The sequence below is a fragment of the Mesorhizobium sp. J428 genome (assembly GCF_024699925.1).
GTDB lineage: Bacteria > Pseudomonadota > Alphaproteobacteria > Rhizobiales > Rhizobiaceae > Mesorhizobium_A.
In genome coordinates, this window is record NZ_JAJOMX010000001.1 from 3,442,656 (window position 1) to 3,458,593 (window position 15,938).

15 protein-coding genes are annotated in these 15,938 nt (G+C 66.6%); 10 read left to right on the forward strand and 5 right to left on the reverse strand.

Annotated features, from left to right (window positions below):
• Positions 1-32 precede the first annotated feature (32 nt).
• Complete coding sequence (locus LRS09_RS17285; RefSeq protein ID WP_257808069.1) at positions 33-428, reverse strand: DUF6455 family protein; 396 nt, start codon at positions 426-428, stop codon at positions 33-35.
• Between the two features lie 143 nt (positions 429-571).
• On the opposite strand from LRS09_RS17285, the gene LRS09_RS17290 reads away from it, so the two are divergent.
• The 6 genes from LRS09_RS17290 to LRS09_RS17315 all read left to right on the forward strand — a co-directional run bounded on the left by LRS09_RS17290 (position 572) and on the right by LRS09_RS17315 (position 7,173).
• Positions 572-1,879, forward strand: a complete 1,308-nt coding sequence (locus LRS09_RS17290; protein WP_257808070.1) for an NAD(P)H-dependent oxidoreductase — start codon at positions 572-574, stop codon at positions 1,877-1,879.
• Positions 1,880-2,250: 371 nt separating this feature from the next.
• Complete coding sequence (locus LRS09_RS17295) at positions 2,251-3,510, forward strand: imelysin family protein (RefSeq protein ID WP_257808072.1); 1,260 nt, start codon at positions 2,251-2,253, stop codon at positions 3,508-3,510.
• Positions 3,511-3,551: 41 nt separating this feature from the next.
• The gene (locus tag LRS09_RS17300; RefSeq protein ID WP_257808073.1) at positions 3,552-5,045 is read left to right on the forward strand and encodes a di-heme oxidoredictase family protein; all 1,494 of its coding nucleotides are present in this window, start codon (positions 3,552-3,554) and stop codon (positions 5,043-5,045) included.
• The gene (locus LRS09_RS17305) at positions 5,045-6,094 is read left to right on the forward strand and encodes an imelysin family protein (RefSeq protein ID WP_257808074.1); all 1,050 of its coding nucleotides are present in this window, start codon (positions 5,045-5,047) and stop codon (positions 6,092-6,094) included. The genes LRS09_RS17300 and LRS09_RS17305 overlap by 1 nt, the downstream gene beginning before the upstream one ends.
• Positions 6,084-6,800, forward strand: coding sequence for a DUF1513 domain-containing protein (locus LRS09_RS17310; protein WP_257808075.1), 717 nt, complete (start codon positions 6,084-6,086; stop codon positions 6,798-6,800). Before LRS09_RS17305 ends, LRS09_RS17310 begins: the two co-directional genes overlap by 11 nt.
• Positions 6,706-7,173, forward strand: coding sequence for a DUF1513 domain-containing protein (locus tag LRS09_RS17315; RefSeq protein ID WP_257808076.1), 468 nt, complete (start codon positions 6,706-6,708; stop codon positions 7,171-7,173). The genes LRS09_RS17310 and LRS09_RS17315 overlap by 95 nt, the downstream gene beginning before the upstream one ends.
• Positions 7,174-7,177: 4 nt before the next feature.
• Here LRS09_RS17315 and proC read toward each other — a convergent pair whose 3' ends face one another.
• The 3 genes from proC to LRS09_RS17330 all read right to left on the reverse strand — a co-directional run bounded on the left by proC (position 7,178) and on the right by LRS09_RS17330 (position 10,348).
• The gene (gene proC / locus LRS09_RS17320; protein ID WP_257808077.1) at positions 7,178-7,990 is read right to left on the reverse strand and encodes a pyrroline-5-carboxylate reductase; all 813 of its coding nucleotides are present in this window, start codon (positions 7,988-7,990) and stop codon (positions 7,178-7,180) included.
• Between the two features lie 71 nt (positions 7,991-8,061).
• Positions 8,062-9,381, reverse strand: a complete 1,320-nt coding sequence (locus LRS09_RS17325) for an O-antigen ligase (RefSeq protein ID WP_257808078.1) — start codon at positions 9,379-9,381, stop codon at positions 8,062-8,064.
• On the reverse strand, positions 9,350-10,348 hold the full coding sequence (locus tag LRS09_RS17330) for a glycosyltransferase family 2 protein (RefSeq protein WP_257808079.1): 999 nt from the start codon (positions 10,346-10,348) through the stop codon (positions 9,350-9,352). The genes LRS09_RS17325 and LRS09_RS17330 overlap by 32 nt, the downstream gene beginning before the upstream one ends.
• A 150-nt stretch (positions 10,349-10,498) precedes the next feature.
• On the opposite strand from LRS09_RS17330, the gene LRS09_RS17335 reads away from it, so the two are divergent.
• From LRS09_RS17335 to LRS09_RS17350, 4 genes are all read left to right on the forward strand, one after another.
• Positions 10,499-11,614 carry an acyltransferase gene (locus LRS09_RS17335; protein WP_257808080.1) on the forward strand — a complete coding sequence of 372 codons (1,116 nt, stop codon included), beginning with the start codon at positions 10,499-10,501 and terminating at the stop codon, positions 11,612-11,614.
• Between the two features lie 133 nt (positions 11,615-11,747).
• Positions 11,748-12,923 (forward strand): glycosyltransferase family 4 protein, encoded by a 1,176-nt coding sequence (locus LRS09_RS17340; protein WP_257808081.1) that lies wholly within the window; start codon positions 11,748-11,750, stop codon positions 12,921-12,923.
• Positions 12,920-13,720 carry a WecB/TagA/CpsF family glycosyltransferase gene (locus LRS09_RS17345; protein ID WP_257808082.1) on the forward strand — a complete coding sequence of 267 codons (801 nt, stop codon included), beginning with the start codon at positions 12,920-12,922 and terminating at the stop codon, positions 13,718-13,720. The genes LRS09_RS17340 and LRS09_RS17345 overlap by 4 nt, the downstream gene beginning before the upstream one ends.
• On the forward strand, positions 13,713-14,588 hold the full coding sequence (locus LRS09_RS17350) for a DUF6492 family protein (protein ID WP_257808083.1): 876 nt from the start codon (positions 13,713-13,715) through the stop codon (positions 14,586-14,588). Before LRS09_RS17345 ends, LRS09_RS17350 begins: the two co-directional genes overlap by 8 nt.
• Here LRS09_RS17350 and LRS09_RS17355 read toward each other — a convergent pair whose 3' ends face one another.
• Positions 14,589-15,842 (reverse strand): lipopolysaccharide biosynthesis protein, encoded by a 1,254-nt coding sequence (locus LRS09_RS17355; RefSeq protein WP_257808084.1) that lies wholly within the window; start codon positions 15,840-15,842, stop codon positions 14,589-14,591.
• Positions 15,843-15,938 lie beyond the last annotated feature (96 nt).

A 15,938-nucleotide genomic window follows, 5' to 3' on the forward strand; every position in this document is an offset into this window, starting at 1 on the left:
GTTGCCCTTATGTCAACTGTCCGACAACCGCCTCAGATGATCGCCGCGAAGCTGGGCTGGTTCGGGCAGAACTCGGCGGCGTGTCCCCGGGCGGTGCCGTTGTCCAGTTCGCGCCGGCAGCGGCCCTTGTCGCCGCATTTCGAGCAGGAGACCGCGACATCGCGGAAGAAGGCGGGCGCCTCGCGCTCGAGCCTTGCGGCGTCTATGCCGTAGGCCTGCATCATCCGGAGCATCAGGCGGTCGGCGCCGACGCCCTTGCCGACGATGTCGCGGAAGTCGGCGACGTCCATTCCGGCGTCGCGCGCAAGCTCGGCAACGACCGACGGATCGCATTCGTCAAGCTCGGCGAGTGCCGCGCGGGCGGAGCGGAAGTCCTGCCACTTCTCCGCCACCCTGTGGAACACCTCGCGTGCGCTGGAAGCGGTCATCGTTTCCTCCTTCGATCCCAGTCGATTTGAGGCGACGCTAGCAGCAGCCCGGCCGCGCCGGGTTGATCTCGATCAACCGCCGGCGTTGACATTGCACCACCGGCAATTCTACCAGCGGCGCCAGAAGTGAACGGAACATGCCGATGACGAATGTCGCACTCACGGGCCTCGCGCGCGAGCTCGCCAGCCGCGCCGACGAGGGCAGGCCGGTGCGCATCGGTGTCATCGGCTCCGGCGAGATGGGCACCGACCTCGTCACGCAATGCATGCTGATGAAGGGCGTCGAGCTCTCGGCCATGGCTACGCGCCGGCCGCATACGGCAAAGCACGCGATCGAACTCGCTTATGGCGAGACGTCGAAGTTCGCCGAGGCCGAGGGTCAGGGCCGCGTCACCGCCGCGATCGAACAGGGCCGCATCGCCGTCACCTCGATCGAGACGATGGTGACCAATCCGCTGATCGACGTGGTGGTGGACGCGACCGGCAAGCCGGGTGTCGCCGCCGACTTCAACCTCCTTGCCATGGAGCATGGCAAGCACCTGGTGATGATGAACGTCGAGGCGGATGTCACCATCGGCGTCTACCTCAAGAAGCAGGCCGAGCGGCTGGGCGTGGTCTACACGGTCGGCGCGGGCGACGAGCCGTCGTCCTGCATGGAGCTGATCGAGTTTGCGTCGGCGCTCGGCTACACGATCGTGTCGGCCGGCAAGGGCAAGAACAATCCGCTGAACCACGATGCGGTGCCCGACGATTACCGCGAGGAGGCGGAACGGCGCAACATGAACCCGCGCATGCTGGTCGAGTTCGTCGACGGCTCCAAGACGATGGTGGAAATGTGCGCCATCGCCAACGCCACCGGGCTGGTGCCGGACGTTCCGGGCATGCACGGGCCGAAGGCCGGGCGCGACGAACTGGCGAAGATCCTCATCCCGCGCGAGGACGGCGGGGTTCTGTCGCGGAAGGGCGTGGTCGACTACACGATCGGCAAGGGTGTGGCGCCCGGCGTGTTCGTGGTGGTGGAGGCGACGCATCCGCGCATCATCGAGCGCATGGACGACCTGCATGTCGGCACCGGGCCGTATTATTCGTTCCACCGGCCCTACCACCTCACCTCGCTCGAAGTGCCGCTGACCTGCGCGCGCACGGTCCTGTTCGGCAAGCCGGACATGGTGCCGCTCGACAGGCCGGTCGCTGAGGTCTGCGCTGTGGCCAAGCGCGACCTGAAGCCGGGTGAACGGCTCGATTCGATCGGCGAGACGATGTACCGGTCGTGGACGATGACGGTTCCGGACGCGCGGGCGGCGCTGGCGATACCGTGCGGCCTGCTGGAGGGCGGCAAGGTCACGGCGCCGGTGCGCAAGGGCGAGTTGCTGACCACTGCCAATGCGGAGCCGGACCGCACGACGAAGCTCTACGCGATGCGGCAGAAGCAGGAAGCGATGATCGGGTAGGGCTGCGCGGGGCTGCCGGCGCTTTACGAGTCCCCCTCACCGTCTCGGGCTCCGCCCGATCCACCTCTCCCCCATCTCATGGGGGAGAGGAGTAGCAGTTGAGATGTGGGTTCCCCTCCTCGCCCCCACGCAGTGGGGGGTGAGGTGGCACGCGAAGCGTGACGGTGGGGGTTAGCCGGCGCGGATCGAGCAGCGCCTCGTGGCACGATGAGCAGGCGCGCGATCGGCTGTTATGTGATCGGTTGAAATCAAGGCAACATGCCCTTATGCCTGAAACATGACTTTTCTTCTCTAGTTAAATGGTGCAGTATCCGGGCGGTCGAAGCACCGGCGCGGGAAGCCGGCTTTGTCGTGTCCGAGGAACAGATCTCATGAAAATCAGCACCTTGCCTGCCGCGCTCTGCGCTCTCGTGGGTTTTTCGGCATCCGCGCTCGCCGTTGAGCCTGCGGCCATCGTCAAGACCTATTCCGACATCGCGCTCGCCGGCTATGAGGACAGCCTGACGACGGCGAAAGCGCTCGATGCCGCCGTGGACGCCCTGATCGCCAAGCCGACGCCCGAGACGCTGGACGCGGCGCGGAAAGCGTGGCTCGCCGCGCGCGTGCCCTACCAGCAGACCGAGGCGTTTCGCTTCGGCAACGCGATCGTCGACGAGTGGGAAGGCCGCGTGAACGCTTGGCCGCTGGACGAGGGGCTGATCGACTATGTCGACGCCGGCTACGGCACCGAGTCGGATTCGAACCCGTTCTATGCGGCGAACGTGATCGCCAACACCAAGATCAGCGCCGGCGGCGACGAGGTCGACGCCGCGACGATTACGCCGGAGGTGATCCAGTCACTGCAGGAGATCGGCGGCTCGGAGGCGAACGTGGCCTCGGGCTACCATGCGATCGAATTCCTGCTCTGGGGACAGGATCTCAACGGCACCGGACCTGGTGCGGGCAACCGCCCGGCGACCGATTTCGACACCGCCAACTGCACCGGCGGCCATTGTGACCGCCGCGCGGAATATCTGAAGGCCGCGTCCGACCTGCTGGTCGCCGATCTCGAGGAGATGGTGGCCAACTGGAAGGAAGACGGCGAGGCGCGCACGACGGTCGAGGGCGACCCTACGGCCGGCCTGTCGGCTATCCTCACCGGCCTAGGCTCGCTCTCCTATGGTGAACTCGCCGGCGAGCGTATGAAGCTCGGCCTCTTGCTGCACGATCCGGAGGAAGAGCATGACTGCTTCTCCGACAACACGCACAACTCGCACTACAACGACATCGTCGGCATCAACAATGTCTATCACGGCCGCTACAAGCGCGTGGACGGTTCGGTCGTGGAAGGTCCTAGCCTCGCAGCACTGGTGCGCGAGAAGGATGCAGCGGTCGCGGACGAAATGGGTGCAAAGCTCGCGGACACGCTGAAGGCGGCCGAGGCGATGAAGGCGCGTGCCGAGACCAAGGAGGCCTACGACCAGATGATCGGCGAGGGCAATGCCGAGGGCAATGCGGCCGTGCAGGCCGTGATCGATGGCCTGGTGGCCCAGACCCGCTCGCTGGAGCGCGTCATTGCGTCGCTCTCGGTGGGTGACGTGACCATCGAGGGCTCGGACAGCCTCGACAATCCGAACGCCGTGTTCCAATAGGAGCTGCCCGCCGGCCCCGTTGCGGGCCGGCCGGTCACGTCATGAAGATCCGTTTGACATCGTTCCTGCTTCTCGCGGCGACCGCGGTCGTCGCGGGCGGGTTGCGCGACGATCTTTCGCCGACGGACCGGGAGCGGGTGCACGACATCACGCTCCCGGCCACGGATTTTTCCAAGCCGGAGAAGTTCGAGAAGATGCAAGGGGGTGCTGCGACGACGCCGAAGGTCGGTGACGCCAATGCCCTGTCGCAGCCCTCGGCCAACCTGTCCTTCGCCGACAAGGAGCGTTTCTCGCTCGGCAACGGCATCTTCCGCAAGGACTGGGTGACGGCGCCCTCCTCGACGCAGGCGTCCGACGGGCTCGGTCCCCTGTTCAATTCGCGCAACTGCCAAGCCTGCCATATCAAGGACGGGCGGGGCCATGCGCCGCTGTCGCCCGGCGCCGACGCGGTGTCCTATCTCGTGCGGCTTTCCGTGCCGCCGGATGAGGAACAGGCCAGGCTGATCGCCGCCGGCGCTCTCGCAGCCGCCCCGGACCCGGTCTACGGCCTCCAGCTGCAGGACAATTCCGCGGCGGGCCTTGCGCCGGAGGGTCGCGTGCACATCGATTACGAGGATGTGCCGGTGGCGCTTTCGGAGGGCGAGACGGTCACCCTGCGCAAGCCGACGCTCACGATCGACAAACCGGGCTTTGGCCCGCTCGCCTCCGGCCTGATGATGTCCGGCCGCATCGCGCCCGCCATGTCCGGCATGGGGCTGCTCGAGGCGATCCACGACGCCGACATCATGGCCCATGCCGATCCGGACGACAAAGACGGCGACGGCATCTCGGGCCGCCCGAACCTGATCGCCGACGGCAAGAGCGGGCTCCTGATCGGCCGTTTCGGCTGGAAGGCGGCGCAGCCGAGCGTCGAACAGCAGACCGCGCACGCCTTTGCCGGCGACATGGGCCTGTCGACGCCGATCCTGCCCGACAATGCCGGCGACTGCACCGAGGCCCAGCCGGACTGCCGCGCCATGCCGAACGGGGCGCAGGAGCGCTACGGCGACACGGAAGTGCCGCAGGACGTGCTCGACCTCGTCGTCTTCTATTCGCAGAACCTCGCGCCGCCGGTGCGGCGCGGCTTCGACAAGCCGGACGTGCTTGCCGGCAAGGCGGCGTTCTACCAGGCCGGCTGCCCCGTCTGCCACGTGCCGAAATATGTCACCAGCCGCAATGCGACGCACGAGGCGCAGCGCTTCCAGCTCATCTGGCCATATACGGATCTGCTGTTGCACGACATGGGGCCAGGGCTGGCGGACGGTCGCTCGGAAGGTCTGGCGGACGGCAGCGAATGGCGCACGCCGCCGCTCTGGGGCATTGGCATCTCGCACAAGGTGAGCGCGGAGGCGGGCTTCCTGCATGACGGCCGCGCCCGCACGCTGCAGGAGGCGATCCTGTGGCATGGCGGCGAGGCGCAGAAGGCGCGCGACAACTACGTGGCGCTGCCGAAGGCCGAGCGCGACGCGCTGGTGAAATTCCTGGAGTCGCTGTGATGCGGAACCTGCTGGGTGCGCTTGCGCTGCTCGCCTCTATCGTCCCGGCTTCGGCGCAGGGCGTGGGCGGGCAGGTACTCGACGGCTTCGTCGCGCCGTCGCTTGCGGATTTCACCCGCTCGACGGCTGGCCTCGCGTCGTCCGTCAAGGCGCTGTGCGAGACGCCCTCCGACGCGACGCTGACAGCCTCGCACATGGCCTTCGCGGCAGCACTTGAGGACTGGGGCCATGTCTCTATCCTGCGCTTCGGCCCGCTCGCGGCCGACGGACGCTTCGAAAAACTCTTCTTCTGGCCGGATGCGCGCAGCATCGGACTGAAGCAGGTGCAGGGGCTGCTGGCGTCCGGCGATCCGGGAGAGATCGCGTCCGGGATGAGCGGGAAGAGCGCGGCGCTGCAGGGCTTTCCCGCGCTGGAATTCGCGCTGTACGGCACCGGGTCGGAGAAGCTCGCGGCGGGCGATCCGTGGCGCTGCTCGGTCGCCGCCGCGATTTCGTCGAACATTGCCTCGATCGCGGCGTCGGTCGCCGGGGAATGGGCCGACGGAATGCCGTTCGCCGCCTCGTTCTCTGCGCCCGCCGAGGGCAAGGAACCTTATCGGAGCGAGGCGGAAATGCAGGGCGAGATCGTCAAGGCGCTCGCCACCGCGCTGCAGTTCGTCCGCTCCGCCGAACTGTCGCCGCCGCTGGGCGAGGCGCCGGCCAAGGCCAACGGCCGCCGCGCGCCGATGTGGCGCAGCGACCTGACCGCGCCGCTGATCGCCGCGCAGGTGGACGGCGTGCGCAGGCTGCTGGCGACCGCCGGCTATGAGCAGTCGCTGCCGGAAGACAGCCGCTACGTGGCTGCCTCGATCCGCTTCGAACTCGACAATGCGATCCGCACGCTGGGCCTGGTCAAGGGGCCGGCCGAACAGGCGTTCGGCACAGAGCCCGACCGCGGCCGTTTCACCTACGCCGAACTCGCACTCCACCACGCTGGCGAGCTGATTGGCAGCGATCTTGCCGCCGCGCTCGGCCTGACCATGGGGTTCAACGCGCTCGATGGAGATTGACCGCCGCACCTTCCTGACGCTTGTCGGCGCCGCCGCCATCGCGCCGTCGGGGGCGATGGCCGCCGACGAGCAGCTCTATCTCGCGGCGCGGGCGCGGGGAGGCCAGCACGAGGTGGCCGTGCTCGACGCACGCGGCGTCGACCGGCTCGTGCTGCCGATCGAGGACCGCGGCCACTCCTTTGCCATCGACCACGTCCGCCGCACGGCCGTCGCCTTTGCGCGTGCGCCGGGCCGCTATGCGGTCGCCTTCGACATCGACGGCAAGGCCGTGCCGCAGCCGCTGGTCGCGGCCGAGGGCCGGCATTTCTTCGGCCACGGCATCTTCTCGCCGGACGGACGGCTGATGTTCGCCTCGGAGAACGACTATGAAGCCGGCAAGGGCGTGACCGGCATCTACGATGTCGGCAAGGGGTTTGCGCGGCTCGGCGAGTTCGACTGCGGCGGCATCGGCCCACACGACGTGGTGCTGATGCCGGACGGCAGGACCGCCTGTGTCGCCAATGGCGGCATCCTCACCCATCCCGACTACGACAAGCTGAAGCTCAACATCGACACGATGGCGCCGAGCCTCGCCTATCTCGACATGGCGAGCGGCGACATCGTCGAGCAAGGTGGCGCTGCCGAAGGAGCTGCACAAGCTGTCGATCCGCCACCTGATCGTCGATGCCCATGGCGCGGTCTGGTTCGGCTGCCAGTACGAGGGTGACAAGGGCGATCGTCCGCCGCTGGTCGGCCGCCACCGCCGCGGCCGCGAGGCGGAACTGTTCGCCGGGCCACCGGACCTGCTGCGCCGCATGGACAACTATATCGGCTCCGTTTCGGTCGATGCCTCGGGCGAGGTGGTGGCGACATCCTCGCCGCTCGGCGGCCTTGTCGCCTTCTGGGATGCCGCGACCGGCCGCTATCTCGGCGAGCAGAGCATGGCCGACGTCTGCGGCGTGGCGCCCTTCAAGCCCGGCCACGTGCTGGCGACCACAGGACGGGGGGCCGTCGACGACATGTCGCCCGCGGCGCGCGCAGCGATCCTGGAGGAGTCCGCGGCGAATCCGGCCTGGGACAACCACCTGCGGCGGGTGTGAGCCTTCACCCCAGCTCCACGCCGCGCCTGCGAGCCGCTTCCACTGCTTCCGTCAGCAGCGTCTTCAGCCGGTCCTCGCCCATCAGCACCGACAGCGCGGCGGCGGTCGTGCCGTTCGGGCTCGTCACCTGTTCGCGCAGGCGGGTGGGCGTTTCGTTGCTTTCCTTCGCAAGGCAGGCCGCGCCGTAGACGGTCTGCATGGCGAGCAGTTTCGCGGTGGCGGCAGGCAGGCCGGCAGCCTCGCCGGCGGCTGTGAGACATTCGATGAAATGGAAGATATAGGCGGGGCCGGAGCCAGACACGGCCGTCACCGCATCCATCAGGCTTTCGTCGTCGATCGTCGCCACCGCGCCCGATACGGACAGGAGGTCGGCGACGAAGGCGCTCGCCTCCTTCGTGACGTTCGGGTTGGCGAAGGTTACCATCATGCCCTTGCCGATCGCCGCCGGGGTGTTGGGCATGCAGCGCACGACCGCGGCTGCTGCGCCCAATATCTCCTCGAACACCGCGATCCGCGTGCCTGCCGCGATGCTGAGATAGGTCGCGCCCATGCCGGCGAAGTGTTGATAGGTGGGCACGACGTCGCGCATCACCTGCGGCTTGACCGCGAAGATCACCAGTGTCGGCGCGGTCTCCTTGGGCATCTCCGCCGCGCTGGCGCCGGTGAGGGCTCCGAGCTCCGCGGCCCGCGCCCGCAGCGCCTCGTTAGGCTCCACAACGAACACTTCGTGCGGCTTGAGCTTGCCCGATGTCAGCCAACCCGACAGCATGGCATGGCCCATATTGCCGCAGCCGACGAGAACAACCAGAACCGACATTTTGCGCCTCCATTCCTGTCAGGGGAATGGACCGGCCTGCCGATCGTTGCAAGGGGCTGGAGAATACTCGCTCAATCCGGAATGCGGGTCGCCACTGGATAGCGCGCGACGAGCCGCAGTCCGAGCGTCGCCATGACGAAGAACAGCCAGACCGGATCGGCGCGGCGGAAGAAGAAGGATTCGAGGAAGGCGTTGAGCGCGGTGAACAGCAGCATCATCATGAACATGTCCGCCAGCAGCACGTTCTCGCGCCGCGGTCCCGAGCGCAGGTAGTCGGACAGCGGGACGATGAGGAAGGCGATGACGGCGGCGATGAGCGCCGGGACGCCCATGATCACGGCGATGTCGAGATAGCCGTTGTGGCCGTGCACGATGCCGCGGATGTCCCAATCGCGGTCGAACGGCTGGTCGGTGTTCATCAGGAACGGGGTTCCCCAGAAGCTCTCGAAGCCGTAGCCGGTCCATGGCCGCTTCGCGATCATCTCGCCGGAGAACTCCCACAGCGCCGTGCGCCCGGTGTAGGTCATGCCCGGAAAATACTCGGCCGCGAGCTGCTTCAGCGGCGCGATGAAGACGATGCCGAGCGTGCCCAGCGCCGTGCCGACGATGGCGAGCGCGAAGATCAGCGGCACCAGCCGCCTCAGGCCGATGATGCCCGGCAGCATGACGAGCAGGATGGCCATCGGGACGAGGCCCGCGGTCGTCTTAGAGCCGGTATTGGCCATGAACAGCATCGCGCCGGCGAATAGGACCGTTCCGATCTTCCGCCAGCCGCGCCGCCACAGATAGAGGCCCATGAAGGACAGGCAGGCCATAACCGGGCCGGCGATGTTCTTGTGGCTGAAAGAGCCGCGCCAGAAGCCCGCATGCTGCGGTTCCATCGAATCCGCACTGTGGATCGCCTCGGTCGGAAAGGCGATGAGGCCGAAATAGCAGAGGCCGACCGTCACCAGCCCGGCGAAGGCGAACACTGTCGACAGGGAATCGGCGTCGCGCGGCACGGTCAGCACGGCTCCGATGGTCAATATGCCGATGAGCGTGAACATCGCGGCGCGGAAGGCCGAGGGCGCATCCGTCGCATGCATCACCGACAGCGCAAGGAAGGCGAGCAGGATCACCCACCACGGGCTGACTAGCGACATCAGCACGCGTCGGTCGACGAAGCAGGCGAGCGAGAAGATCGCGAGTGCGCCAAGCGAGCCGAAGCCGAGCTGGTTGACGATGTCGCCACCCTCCTGGACGCCGGGCGCAGGCGCCGGCTGGAACGGCTTGAAGGAGATGATGACGACCGTCAGCAGCGCGGCCGCGAGGATGGTGCCGATACGCCGCGCCGTGAAGGCGTCGGCGATGCGGTCCCAGTCAATTCTTCTCGGGAGTGCGGTACTGTTCATTGGCATAGCCGAATTCGGCGCCGATCCGGCCCAGAGCAACATAGATCGGATAGAGTGCGATCGATGTCGAGCCGGAACTGGCGTAACGCGCGGCGGCCCTGAGCGGCGAGGCACCAAGCAATGCCAGGCTGCGCGCGACAACCTTGAGCTTGCCGAGAGGGTCCGCGGCCCGCTTGCGCTTCTCGACCAGGGTCGAGATCACGCCGTTGCGCAGCGCGCGCGCCCGGATCCAGTCCGCCTTGACGCGCCGCTCGGGCACAGCTTCGTAGACCGGGGCTTCCGCGCACCAGCCGAGCCGGAAGCCGGCGGCCGCCGAGCGCGAGAGAAAGTCGCTGTCGCCGCCGCCCATGAAATTGAACGCGAGCTCCAGAAAGGGCGAGCCCATCTTCTCCAGCACGTGGCGCCCGATCAGCAGATTGCCGGACGAGTAGAGGGCCGGCACGAGGCCGCTCGTCTTGTAGGGCGTCGAGAAGACCGGATGGCTTTCCCAGTGCTGGTGCGCCGGATTGTCGAACACGGGCAGCTGCGGCCCGCCGACGATGTCGGCCGGCAACGTTTCCGCCGCCCGGCACATCCGCTCCAGCCAGTCCGGATCGGCGATCTCGTCGTCGTCGATGACGAGGAGGTGGCGGAAATTCGGGAACTGGATCAGCGCGGTGAGCCAGCCGGCATTGTAGGCGCTGCAATTGCCGCGCTCATGCGCGATGATCAGCAGGCCGGGAATGCGGCCGCTGTCGAACCACGGGCCCGCCGCCGTCACGCCCTCCCGGCCCTCGGCGTCGTTCTCCATCACAATCACGGCAAGGCGGCGCTGCGTGCGCTGCCGCTCGAGCGAGGCGAGCGTTTCCAGCACCTGCTTGGGGCGGCGGAAGGTCGGCATCGTCACAACCACGTCCACGGCCTGCGCATCGAGGCCGGGGCTGCGGGCGACGAGCGAGATCGCCGGGTCGGAAGGACGGGGGTTCATGTCGGCGCAATGCGTCCGTTTGGCTCCGAATGTCTATGAGGCTTCGTGATTAAGGGCCCGTTAAAAGCCCTGAACGCGACAGCTGGAGGTTGATTTCTGATGCCGTTGCTCTCAAGGTGACGTTCACATCTCGACCGGACAACAATGCCGATGCGGCCAGAAAACCTGCCAGCCCTAACGTCTCTTCGTTTCCTCGCCGCTGGTGCAATTGTCGCATTCCACCTCGGGAAGCAGTTCGATCTCTACCGTGCCGGAATCCTGGCCAATGGGGTGTCGTTCTTTTTTGTGTTGTCAGGCTTCATCCTAGCCTACAATTATCGTGATCTGCCAGATGGCACGGGGCGCTACCTCGTATCGAGATTCGCCCGGATCTGGCCCATACATCTGGTGACTTTCCTGCTGGCTTGCCTGGCACTGGCTCCCTCGGGCGATGTCCTGTCGGCGATTGCAAATCTGCTGTTGCTTCAAGCCTGGTTTCCGCATTCCGCATATGTGCTCTCGTACAATTCGGTGTCGTGGAGCATTTCTGTCGAGGCCTTTTTTTACATCCTGCTACCATTGCTATTGGTGGCGAGTCGGCTCGGCTTGATCGTAGCCGGCATCGCGTCGGCTTCTTTTCTTGCCGCTTGGCTCGTTGGTCAATCGGGCTTGTTCGATGCGGCAACGCAGCGTCATTTTTCGCTGCATTTTCCGCCGATGCGACTGGCGGAATTCGCGTTCGGCGTGCTCGTCGCCCGCTGGTTCGCCGGTGGGCGCGCGGGGCATCGGATATTGTCTGGAACTGCGGCGGAAATTGGCTCGCTGCTCGTGGTCGTCGCCTGGCTCCTGCTGCTCCGCGAGGCGGCGGCTTCGCTGCGGGCAAGCGGCAATGTCGCGCTGTTCTCCTGGCTCGCAATTTGTGCCGGATTCCCCGCATTCGGCCTCCTGATATGCGTGTTCGCAAACGGGGCTGGGGTGTTGTCACGGTTGCTGAGCTTACGCCCCTTCGTCCTGCTGGGAGAGATCAGTTTCGTCACGTACATGTGGCACCAACTCGTTCTGCACTTCATCAGGAGGCAGGGGTACGTCGAAGAGTTCGGCACCGGCGCGGTGCTAACCCTTGGGCTGGTGGCCGTATATGGAGGATCCTATCTGCTGTGGCGGTTCATCGAGGTTCCTGCCCGCAGAATTATCCTGGCGAATGTACGATTTTGGCCGGCAGCAGGAGAGCGTTGCTGGCGTCTAATGCCAGATGCATGTTCCTCCGGCGCCATGAAGACGGGTTAACCGCACATTAAACAAATATTATCTTCGGCTGCCGCTCAGTCCGAATTCCGATACGCCGAAGGTAATTTCGGATACCGGCTTAACCCCTCCGAGATGCGCTCGTGCTAACGCCTCGTGGCAACAGGAAGCCGCAATGCATCTGGTATTCGCCACCTCCATCGTCCCTTCCGGAACCGCCACGACGGGCTATGAGATCGCCAATGCCGCGATCGTCGACGCGCTGCGGCGGGCGGGCGTCAGGGTTACGGTGCTCGGCTTCATCTGGCCGGGCGCGGCGCCGTCCGATCCCGAGCATACGATTGTCCTTGGCGAGGTCGATGTCCGGACGGATAATGCATCGGGTCTGCAGAAGGCGAGCTGGCTGCTCAAGGCGATGTCGACCGGCCTTACATTTTCCTCTGTGAAACTGCGCGCGGCGACGCCCGACCAGGTCCGCGCGGCGCTTGCCTCGATCGGGCCGCATGACGGCTATGTCCTCAACGCCGCCCAGTTCGCCGGCGCCTTCGAGGGCGTGTTCCGCGACCGGCCGTCGATCTTCGTCGCGCACAATGTCGAATACCGTTCGGCCGAGGAGAACGCGGCGGCTGCGCGCGGGCTGATGCAGAAAGTGCTTTATACGCGTGAGGCAGGCCTGCTGCGGGGCATCGAGCGCCGGCTGTGCGACCGTGCCGATTTCGTCTGGACGCTGGCCGAGGACGACCGGCCGCTCCTCGGCATCGATCAAAACGACCGCTCGTCCGCGCTGCCGCTCGTGACGCGCCTCGAGCCGCCTCCGCCGCCGGGTCCGCGCGAGACGACCTGCGACGCGGCGCTGATCGGCACCTGGACCTGGCAGCCGAACCGCATCGGCCTTGAATGGTTCCTCGGCGAGGTGGTGCCTCATCTTCCGGCCGATTTCACCGTCCGGATCGCCGGCAAGACGCCCTCCGACCTCGCGAGCGCACATCCCGGCGTGAAGTTCGTCGGCTTCGTGCCGGATGCGACCGAGTTCGTGCGCTCAGCTCGCGTGATCCCGCTCGCTAGCCGCGCCGGCACCGGCGTCCAGCTCAAGACGATCGAGACCTTTGAGCTGGGCCTGCCCTCCGTTGCGACGCCGCGGTCGCTGCGCGGCATCGCCAACGTGCCGGACAACTGCGTGATCGCCGACGATCCTGTGGGGTTTGCGCGTGCGCTGGTCGATGTTGCGCGCAATCCCGGGCCGGACGCCGACGGCCGTGCGTTCCACGCCGCGCAGCGCGCCGCGCTCGACCGCGAGATCGCACGCGGCCTCGCCCGCATTGCCGCCGCCGGACATGAGGCCGCGGCATGAATCTCCAACCCTCGCCGCCGCCCCAGCCCCGCCAGCCTTCGATGGAGATCCTGGGCGTGCCGGTGGTGGCCATGGGCTGGCAGGAGGCGCTGGACATCCTCGGCGGATATCTGCGCAACCGCTTTTTCATGCCGGTCGGCTTTCTCAACGCGCACAATGCCAACGTCGCCTGCGCCGACCGCGAGTTCGCCCGCGCGCTCGACAGCTTCCTCGTCCTTCCCGATGGCGTGGGCGTGGACATCGCGGCGAAATGGCTGCACGGCCGACCCTTCCCGGCGAATCTCAACGGCACCGATTTCGTGCCGGCACTGATCGCGTCGATATCCTCACCGTTGAAGGTGGCGCTGCTCGGCGCGACGCAGGAGAACGCCGGCGGCGCGGCCGAGCAACTGTCCGCCCTTGCACCCCAGCACGAGTATCGCGTCATCCACGATGGCTACTTCACCAAGGAGCAGGAGCCGGACATCATCGCCGACATCGCCGACTATCGGCCGGACATTCTGCTCGTCGCCATGGGCGTGCCGCGGCAGGAACTGTGGATCGAGCGCAACCTGACGTCCATCCACTGCACGATGCCGATCGCCGTCGGAGCGCTGCTCGACTTCCTCTCCGGCCGCGTGCCGCGCGCGCCGCTCTGGGTGCGTCGTCTGAGGCTCGAATGGCTCTACCGCCTCTGGATCGAGCCCGGCCGGCTGTGGCGGCGCTACGTCGTCGGCAACCCGCTTTTCCTGGCGCGGGTGCTGGCACAGAAATTCGGCGGCTACCGCGCCGGCACGGAGCGCGTGCGCGATGCATGACGTGCTTCGCCGCACGAACGCGATTGTCACGGCAAGCTACAAGCCGGATCTGGAGCGCTGCCGGCTGCTGTGCGAGACGGTGGACCGCTACGTCACCGGCCATTCGCATCACTATATCCTGGTCGCCTCTGAGGATGTCGCGCTGTTCCGGCAGCTCGAAGGGCCACAACGGACGGTGGTGGACGAGCACGACCTGCTGCCGTCCTGGCTGCGGTCCTTTCCCGATCCGCTCTCCCGCTTCCGCAAGCGGGTCTGGCTGTCCGTGCGCACGATGCCGTTGCGCGGCTGGCACGTGCAGCAGCTGCGCCGCATCGCTATCGCGCATCATGTCGGCGAGGAGGCGCTGGTCTATTGCGATTCCGATGTCGCCTTCCTGCGCCCCTTCGATTGCCGTTCCCTGTGGGACGGGGGCGACCTGCGCCTCTTCCGCCGCGACGGCGCGCTTGCCGACGAGGGCCTCGACGACCAGCGGCTGTGGGCGAGCAATGCAGGCAAGATTCTCGGCCTCTCGGCGCAGCCGCGGAACGACTACATCGCGACCGTCATCGCCTGGCGCCGCGACGCCGCGGTGACGATGTGCCAGCGCATCGAGCAGGTGACCGGCCGTCACTGGGTGGCCGGCATCGCCTCGAACAGGCATTTCTCCGAATGCATGATCTACGGCCGCTACGCGGACGAGGTGCTGGAAGGGCAGGGGCACTTCCACGCCTCGAACGAGCTCTGCCGCGTTTACTGGACCGGACCTGCTCTGTCGGACGAGACGTTCCGCGAATTCGTCGCCGCCATGAGTCCGGACCAGGTGGCGATCGGCATGCAGTCGTTCATCGGCACCGATGTCGGCCGCATCCGCCGGCTCATCGAGGCCTGATCAGACGGTCTTCGCCGGCAGCCGCATCGCGCTGTAGGTGAGCAGTGCCGAGGCGATGTAGAGCAGCGCGAAGACCGCGTTCAGCACGATGACGAGCTGGCTGACTTCGAGCGACTGCACCAGAACCACCGCCAGAAGCACCGCCTTCAGGCCGGCGAGCAAAGCGAGGTTGATTGCGCGCAGCAGGGTCTGGCCGCGGGCGAAGAGCAGCTCCGCCTGGTATTCGACGAGATTGCGCAGGCCCGGCACGAACAGGGCCAGTCCCAAGAGCGGCGCGGCCTCCGAAACGTTCCTGCCGAGCAGGGTCGGGAAGTAGTGCAGGATCACCGCCAGCACGGCGAGCGCAGCGGTCGAGGCGACGAAGACCGCCGCCTCCAGCCCGACCCGCCGGATGGTCTTCGCCAGAAGCTCGGGCGTGCGCATCATGCGCTGCACCAGCATCATGGTGAAGGTGCGGATCGGAATCGCGGTCAGGTCCACCAGCCGCATGATCATCGCGTAGATGCCGGCGAGCTGCGCGCCGCCGAGCGCCAGGACCAGCAGCTTGTCCATCTCCATCTGCAGGTAGAACAGGATCTCGGCCCCCGCCACGTAGAGCGAATCCGGCAGGCGGCGCAGATAGACCCTCGGCCTGAGCCTCAGCCGGCAGCGCGGATAGAAGAAGCCGGCCGCGATCAAAAGCGAGACGGCGTTGGCCGCGAGATAGAACAGGCTCCAGGTCGGCAGGTCGCGCACCGGCATGAACGCGAAGGCGCTCGCCGCGATGGCCCTGAGCACCGTGCCGAGGATGACAAGAATGGACGCGCGGCCGAAGCGACCCATGCCGTTGTTGACGATCACCACCGTCTCGACCGGCCGCCAGAGGAGCGCCTCGGCCGCGATCACGGTCAGGAAGACCGGCAGCGCCATCTGACTGCCGAAGAACAGCGCGTGCGCGGTGAAGCTCGCCAGCCCGAGAACCGGCAATGAAATCAGCGCCATGAAGATGAACCCGGCCGTGAACACGCCGATGAGGGCAGGGCGCACGGTGGCGGTGCGGTAGAGCGCGGTGATGTAGCCGAAGGCCAGGATGCGCGACAGCATCACGCCGGCCGCGGACGCGGTCGCAAACAGGCCGAATTCGGCGATCGTGAGCGTGTTGGCCAGCGCGATGAAGTAGATCAGCGAGAAGACCAGTCGTCCGGCTGAGCCGCTGATCGCGCTTGCATAGTCGCGCAGGACGCCGATCCGTCCACGCAGCATCGCGGAAATCATGGAGGCCGGTTTCCGTTCGATTGTTTCGCCGCTCGGCGTGACGCTGGACACGCCGCAACCCTAGCGGGGAAAGTTTAACGTGTCGTTCAGCATTGC